The sequence below is a fragment of the Mesorhizobium sp. M7A.F.Ca.US.006.04.2.1 genome (assembly GCF_004022915.1).
In the GTDB taxonomy this organism is placed as follows: Bacteria; Pseudomonadota; Alphaproteobacteria; order Rhizobiales; family Rhizobiaceae; genus Mesorhizobium; species Mesorhizobium ciceri.
Genome location: NZ_RZQA01000295.1, coordinates 1 through 6,793, shown reverse-complemented (window position 1 = coordinate 6,793; position 6,793 = coordinate 1). Strand labels below are relative to the sequence as shown.

At 63.3% G+C, this 6,793-nt stretch carries 8 protein-coding genes and 1 pseudogene; 6 read left to right on the top strand and 3 right to left on the bottom strand.

Features of this window, described 5'->3' with window-relative positions:
* The first annotated feature begins 15 nt into the window (after positions 1-15).
* The 3 genes from EN925_RS17100 (at position 16) to EN925_RS17090 (ending at position 2,891) form a co-directional block, all read left to right on the top strand.
* Positions 16-1,002 (top strand): ABC transporter substrate-binding protein, encoded by a 987-nt coding sequence (locus EN925_RS17100; RefSeq protein ID WP_245487233.1) that lies wholly within the window; start codon positions 16-18, stop codon positions 1,000-1,002.
* A 142-nt stretch (positions 1,003-1,144) separates the two neighbouring features.
* Positions 1,145-1,999, top strand: a complete 855-nt coding sequence (locus EN925_RS17095) for an ABC transporter ATP-binding protein (RefSeq protein WP_013532455.1) — start codon at positions 1,145-1,147, stop codon at positions 1,997-1,999.
* A 13-nt stretch (positions 2,000-2,012) separates the two neighbouring features.
* Positions 2,013-2,891, top strand: a complete 879-nt coding sequence (locus tag EN925_RS17090; protein WP_013532454.1) for an ABC transporter permease — start codon at positions 2,013-2,015, stop codon at positions 2,889-2,891.
* A 28-nt stretch (positions 2,892-2,919) separates the two neighbouring features.
* Here the strand turns inward: EN925_RS17090 and EN925_RS17085 are convergent, their stop codons facing one another.
* Together EN925_RS17085 and EN925_RS17080 are read right to left on the bottom strand one after the other, a co-directional pair.
* Entirely contained in the window at positions 2,920-4,272 is a 1,353-nt protein-coding gene (locus tag EN925_RS17085) for a sensor histidine kinase (protein ID WP_013532453.1), read from the bottom strand.
* 13 nt (positions 4,273-4,285) lie between these two features.
* Entirely contained in the window at positions 4,286-4,963 is a 678-nt protein-coding gene (locus tag EN925_RS17080) for a response regulator (protein ID WP_024504276.1), read from the bottom strand.
* 465 nt (positions 4,964-5,428) lie between these two features.
* Between EN925_RS17080 and EN925_RS17075 the strand changes: the two genes are divergently transcribed.
* The 3 genes from EN925_RS17075 (at position 5,429) to EN925_RS17065 (ending at position 6,555) form a co-directional block, all read left to right on the top strand.
* Entirely contained in the window at positions 5,429-5,632 is a 204-nt protein-coding gene (locus tag EN925_RS17075; RefSeq protein ID WP_128336728.1) for a DUF680 domain-containing protein, read from the top strand.
* Positions 5,633-5,679: 47 nt separating this feature from the next.
* Complete coding sequence (locus EN925_RS17070) at positions 5,680-5,907, top strand: DUF680 domain-containing protein (protein WP_013532449.1); 228 nt, start codon at positions 5,680-5,682, stop codon at positions 5,905-5,907.
* 414 nt (positions 5,908-6,321) lie between these two features.
* Complete coding sequence (locus EN925_RS17065) at positions 6,322-6,555, top strand: DUF680 domain-containing protein (RefSeq protein WP_127370259.1); 234 nt, start codon at positions 6,322-6,324, stop codon at positions 6,553-6,555.
* Between the two features lie 51 nt (positions 6,556-6,606).
* Here the strand turns inward: EN925_RS17065 and EN925_RS40140 are convergent.
* Positions 6,607-6,793, bottom strand: a pseudogene (locus tag EN925_RS40140) (histidine phosphatase family protein); the annotation flags it as partial.

The following is a 6,793-nucleotide window of genomic DNA, read 5'->3' as shown; positions in this document are numbered from 1 at the left end:
ATCTCGAAGTGCGCCCTGCGCACAGCGGCGCTAACCCTTGCTATTGCAGCCACAAGCGCCACGGTGGCTTCGGCTGCCGACAAAATCACCATCATCGTCGGCGGCATGGAAAAGCAGATCTATCTGCCTGCCGTGCTCACCCAGCAGCTCGGCTACTTCAAGGACCAGGGGCTCGATGTCGAACTGCTCAACTCGCGCGCCGGGGTCGAGGCCGAAAATGAACTGCTGGCCGGTGCCGTCCAAGGCGTTGTCGGCTTCTACGATCACACCGTCGACCTGCAGTCGAAGGGCAAATACATCCAGTCGATCGTCCAGTTCAGCCAAGCGCCCGGTGAGGTCGAGCTGGTCTCCGCCAAGCACCCGGAGATCAAGTCGCCCGCCGATTTCAAGGGCGCCACGCTCGGCGTCACCGGTCTCGGCTCCTCGACCGATTTCCTGACCCAGTATCTTGCCGTGCGCAGCGGCCTGAAGCCCGGCGACTACACGCTGCTGCCGGTCGGCGCCGGCAACACCTTCATCGCCGCCGTCAAGCAGGACCAGATCCAGGCCGGCATGACCACCGAGCCGACCATCGCCAAACTGCTCAAGACCGGCGAGGCAAGCATCCTGGTCGACATGCGCACGCCTGAAAAGACCAAGGAAGCGCTGGGCGGCGACTATCCGGCGGCGTCCTTCTATGTCCAGTCCTCCTGGCTGGAAGGCCACAAGGATGAGGCACAGAAGCTCGCCAATGCCTTCGTCAAGACGATGAAATTCATCGCCACGCATTCGGCCGAAGAGATCGCCGACAAGATGCCGAAGGATTATTATGCCGGCAACCGGGACCTTTACGTGCAGGGGCTGGCCGGCGGCAAGGCGATGTTCACGCCGGATGGCCGCATGCCGGCCGATGGTCCGCCGACCGTGCTCAAGGTTCTCTCGACATTCTCGAAGAGCCTGCAAGGCAAGCAGATCGACCTGTCGAAGACCTACACGACCGAATTCGTCGACGCTGCCAAATAGCGGCGCCAGCCTACCACTCGTTGAATAACAAGGACTTGCGCCGGCTGCTTGAATCAAGAAGGCAGCGGCGCGGCCTCCCGAACACCTGGAGATCCGTGGCACTGCCGCGGGCTCCCTTGCCCCATTGCGACAGGAGTGCGCCATGCAAGTGCAACCCATGGCGGCCGAGAAGCTGTCTCAGGCCGCGCCACAAGCCGACGCCGCGATCGCCATCGATGATGTGACCTTGCGTTTCGTCACGCCCGACGGGCACATGATGACGGCGATCCGCGATTTCACGATGACCGTGGCGCGCGGCGAGTTCGCCTGCGTCGTCGGGCCGACCGGCTGCGGCAAGTCGACGACGCTCAACCTGGTCACCGGCCTGTTGCGGCCGACGACCGGCAATGTCCGCGTCATGGGCACGCCGGTCACCGATATCAGCCGGGACATCGGCTTTGTCTTCCAGGCGGATGCGCTGTTTCCCTGGCGCAGTGTCATCGACAATGTCGCCGCCGGTCCACTTTATCGCGGCACGCCAAAGGCGCAGGCCTACGACCGCGCCCGCGACTGGATCGCCCGCGTCGGCCTCGGCCGCTTCGAGAAGCACTATCCGCACCAGCTTTCGGGCGGCATGCGCAAGCGCGTCGCGCTGGCGCAGACCTTCATCAACCAGCCCAAGATCCTTTTGATGGACGAGCCGTTCAGCGCGCTCGACATGCAGACGCGCACCGCCATGCAGGACGAATTGCTGGATCTGTGGTCGGAGCAGAAATCCTCGGTTGTCTTCGTCACCCACGACCTAGAGGAGGCGGTGGCGCTGGCCGACAAGGTCTATGTGCTCACCGCTGGGCCGGGCACGGTCAAGAGCGTCTACCGCATCGACCTGCCGCGCCCGCGCGTCATGGCCGACATCCGCTACGACCCGAACTTCGTCGAGATTGCCAAGGTGATCTGGAACGATCTGCGCGAGGAAGTGCAGCTCGGCCAGAGCCGGACCTTGCAGACCGGACATTGAAAGGAGAAACAGCATGACCGCAATCTCTCCGACCGCCAACCAGGCCGCCGTCCGCGATGCTTCCATCGCCGTTGCCGAAGCCCGGGCGAGGGCAAGGCTGCGCCGCCGCCACGCGCTTGTCATCTCCTTGCGCCTGGCGATCCTGGTCGTCTTCCTTGGCCTGTGGGAACTCGGCGCCGACTACAACATCATCGACCCGTTCTTCTTCGCCAGCCCTTCTGGCATCTGGCAGCAGATCTGGTCGTGGATCACCGAAGGCACCTCGCAAGGCCCACTCTGGCTGCAGATCTACGTGACGCTGGAGGAAACCTTCCTCGGCTTTGTCATCGGTGCCCTTGGCGGCATCGCCGCCGGCATCATCCTCGGCCGCAATCGGCTGTTGGCGGATGTCTTTTCGATCTACATCAAGATCGCCAATTCGGTGCCGCGCGTCGTGCTCGGCTCGGTGTTCATCATCGCGCTCGGCCTCGGCATGGCGTCCAAGGTGGCGCTTGCCGTGGTGATGGTGTTCTTCGTTGTTTTCGCCAACGCCTTCCAGGGTGTGCGCGAGGCCGACAGGGCAATGATCGCCAATGCCCAGATCCTTGGCGCCTCGCCGTTCCAGATCACCCGCACCGTCATCATTCCTTCGGCGATGAGCTGGATCCTCGCCAGCCTGCATGTCAGCTTCGGCTTCGCGCTGGTCGGCGCGGTGGTCGGCGAGTTCCTCGGCGCCAAGCAAGGCATGGGCCTGCTGATCTCGACCGCGCAGGGCGCCTTCAACGCCAATGGCGTGTTCGCCGCGATGATCATCCTGGCTGTCATGGCGCTGGTGGTGGAGTTCATCATCACCCGCTTCGAGAACTATGTCGTGAAGTGGCGGCCGGCGCCGTTCAACGAGCAGGGAACGTGATCGGTCAGACCAGGGGCAGCCTGACCGGTCAGGCCAGCGGCAGCCTGACCTCAACCAACAGACCGCCGGCCGCGCCATCCCCAAGGGTGACGCGGCCGCCGGCATTTTCGACGACCTCGCGTACAATGGCGAGTCCCAGCCCGCTGCCTTCCTCGGTCGAACCGGCAATACGGTAGAAGCGCTCGAAGACATGGTCTCGCTCGTCCGCCGGAATGCCAGGCCCGTCGTCGGCGACCGTCAGCACGGCTTCGCCGTCGATGGCCGCCAGCTTCACCGTGACACTGCCCTCAGCCCGGGAGTAGCGCAGCGCGTTGTCGACGAGGTTGACGATCATCTCGCGCAGCATGGTGCCGTCGCCGATGACCGGAACGGGGCCAGCCTCCTCGAGGCCGAGATCTATTTTGCGATCGATGGCCGTTGGCGCCAGGGTTTCCAGCACGTGCCGGGCGGCTTCCGCCAGGTCAATGCGGTCGGCGCGCGGCCGCCGGCTGCCTGGCTCGGCGCGTGACAGGGTCAAGAGCTGTTCGGCCAGCCGCGCCAGTTTGCCGGAACTCGCCTGCAGCGCCACCAGCGCCTCCTGGCGGGCATCGGCGGCACTTTCGCGAAGCGCATAGCTTGCCTGTGTCGACAGCAGCGCCAGGGGCGTGCGCAGCTGGTGCGCCGCATTGGCGATGAAGCGGCGTTGCGCCGCCATCTGCGCCCGCACGCGCTCCATGTAGGCGTTGAGGGCGTCGATCAGCGGGCGGATCTCGCTTTGCGCACCGGGCACTTCGACGGGGTCAAGGTCGCTGCGGTTTGGCGAGCGTACCGCATCGCGCAGCCGGATCAACGGCGCCAGGCCGCGACGCAAGCCGAGCAGCACGAACACGCCGGCAATCGCCACCAGCGCCAGTTGCTGGGCAAAGGCGCTGAACCAAAGCTGTTTGACCATGGCGTCATGGCCGGCAAGGGTGACGCCCACGGTGACTGATATTGGCGAGTCGTTGCCGGCGCCGATCACCGCATGGCCAAGGGTCAGGAGCCGCAGCTGGTGATCGCGGTAAGCGGCCTCGACACTGGCATGCTGCGGCGCTTCGGGCAGGTCGGGATATCCGGTCAGCAGCCGCCCGCCGGCTGTCTCGACGCGATAGTAGACGCTGTCGCGGTCGCCGGTGTCGAACATCTCGATCGCCGCCGGGGGCACCGTGGCATCGAGCACGCCGTCGACCATGGCGACCTGCTCGGCAATCGCCCGCGCCGATCCGACGAGCATCCGGTCGGTGACCAGGTCCGCGGTCGCCAGTGCGTTGCGCTGGCTGGTCCACAGGTTGATGGTCGCGAGCCCGGCAAGCGGCAGCACCACCCATGCCAGCAATTGCAGGCGGAGGCTGTTGATCCTCATGGCGCCAGGATCGTCACGGCGCCAAATCGTCTTGGCGCAAGAGGTAACCGAGACCACGCAGTGTGGCGATCTGGACCCGCGACCCTTCGAGCTTCTTGCGCACGCGGTGCACGTAGATCTCGATGGCGCTGGGATCGGCGTCGGTCTCGAAATCGTAGATCGCGGCCGACAATGCCGCCTTGCTCACCGTGCGTCCGGCCTTGACCATCAATTGCTCAAGCACGGCATGCTCGCGCGGTGTCAGCGCCAGCGCCTCGCCGGCAAGCGAAAACAGCCGCGTGTTGGTGTCGAAGACGAGATCACCGCAGGCAACGACCGGCGCGGTGCGGTCATTGGCACGGCGCAATTGCGCGCGGATTCGTGCTTCGAGCTCTTCGATCTGGAAGGGCTTGGCCAGATAGTCGTCGGCGCCTTCATTGAGCCCTTTGACCCGACCGTCGAGACTGGCATTGGCGGTCAGCACGATCACCGGCACCCGGTTGCCGCGCGTCCGCAACATTCGCAGCACCTCCAGCCCGCTCATGCGCGGCAGCGCAAGGTCGAGGATGACAAGCGCGTGGTCACCGGCGGCGAGCGCGTGTTCGACATCCTCGCCATCATGGACGATGTCGACGACATAGTTCGCCTGACGCAGGGTCTTGCCCAGCCAATCCGCCAGCTCGCGATTGTCTTCTACAAGCAGCAACCGCATTTCTATCGCTGTCCTGGGGTGCAGGTCACCCGGATTTCCGCCCACTTCTTCAACTGGCGCCGCCAAGTCGCGCCCGATTGATGATCGTGCACAAGCGATAATCTCGATCCAACCGCAAGGCAAATGGAGGAGATCCAGAAGTTCAGATGGTGCGCAATCGTTTCAAACCGAACCGTTCAGTTCGATTTCTGTTGACGCACTGTGTAGCAGATGGTGAACGCCGGCCTGGCGAGCGGTCGCGCCTGGTGATGGGCGTTATCGATTAACTGTCTGATTTCAAACAGTTAAATTATGACCGCTGAGGCCCTGTGTCAAATTTCAAGGCCTGGATTCGAGCCGCGGGGGAACATCTTCGTGATTGGAATCCGCGGCAGGGCGAGCCCATCTCGGGGTGGTCCGAGCGACGCGAAATTCCTCCCAAGGGCACGCCACTAGACGGACATGACAAATACTGGAGTAATTAAAATGACCAAGATCGCTCTTACCGCCGCCGCCATCCTCGTTGCCACGGGCACTGCTTTTGCCGGCAGCGACAATTATGGCTCGGCCAACGCCAATCAGCCTGCCGTCGCTGTCGACCATTCGGCCACTGCTTCGGTCTCCAAGTCGACGCAAACCGTCCAGGCCCCCGCTTCGCAGGGCGCTGACCGCAACCTCTTCGGCCGCTAATCGCGACTGCCGATATCGACCCAATCTTGAACTCAGGAGTAATTAAAATGACCAAGATCGCTCTTACCGCCGCCGCCATCCTCGTTGCCACGGGCACCGCTTTTGCCGGCAGCGACAACTACGGCTCTTACAATGCCAACCAGCCTGTTGCGAACCAGTCCGTGTCCGACATCGACACCACGCACACCGGCTCGATCCCGAAGTCCGTAAAGACGCAGGGTGATGCCAATGCCAACGTGCCGGCTCAGTCGGGCCAGGGCATCTGGGGTCGTTGATTTCTGAAGTCTGCGACCACAAAGAGCGGTGGGCCTTGCCCGCCGCTCTTATTTTTTATGCATGAGCAGGATTTCGGCCGACGGCATCGGTGTCGGAGCGCCGATCGTAAATCGAACCAGCTGGTTCAATTTATGTTGACGAATCGTGAACGGATGGCGAGCGCTGGCTCGATGAACCGCCGCATCATGCGTCAGGCACCCTCCTTATAAGCGTCTGAGATAAATTGATAAAACAGGGTGAGCTCAATCCCTTGGCCGACGTTCGAGGTCCCGATGCCGCGCGTGAGGGAACGTCTTCGTGATTGGAAGTCGGCGCACGAAAAACCCAGATCGAGGCTGTCCGAGCGACGCGAAATTTCCTCCCCAGGGGCACGCCACTAGACGGACAGAATCAGGAATACCGGAGTAAATAGAATGAACAGGATCGCTCTTACCGCCGCCGCCATCCTCGTTGCCACTGGTGCCGCTTTTGCCGGCAGCGACAACTATGGTTCGGACAATGTCAATCAGCCGGCCGTCACCTCGCACGCGGTCAATGTCGACCACAGCTACACGGCTTCGACCCACAGGCAGGTCAAGCACCGCGACCTCACGCTGACGCCCGATTCGGTCCAGCCGGAATCCGGCCAGGGCAACTGGGGAAACTGACGGCTCAAGCGGGTGTGCGGCGGGTTTGGCCTGCCGCACCTGCCATGGACACTAGCCGCCCAGGTCCTTGGGCCGCAAGCAATGTGTCAGCCGGGCGGGGGACACGACGGACCAATCGCCTTTGAAGACCACCCGGGCGAGGGCTGCCGTCGGGAATTTTTCCTCAAGTCTCGCGATCGCCTTGGCGTCTGACCCCGGCCCGGCAAGCTGTCTGGCCAACTGCTCCAGGCCCGGATTG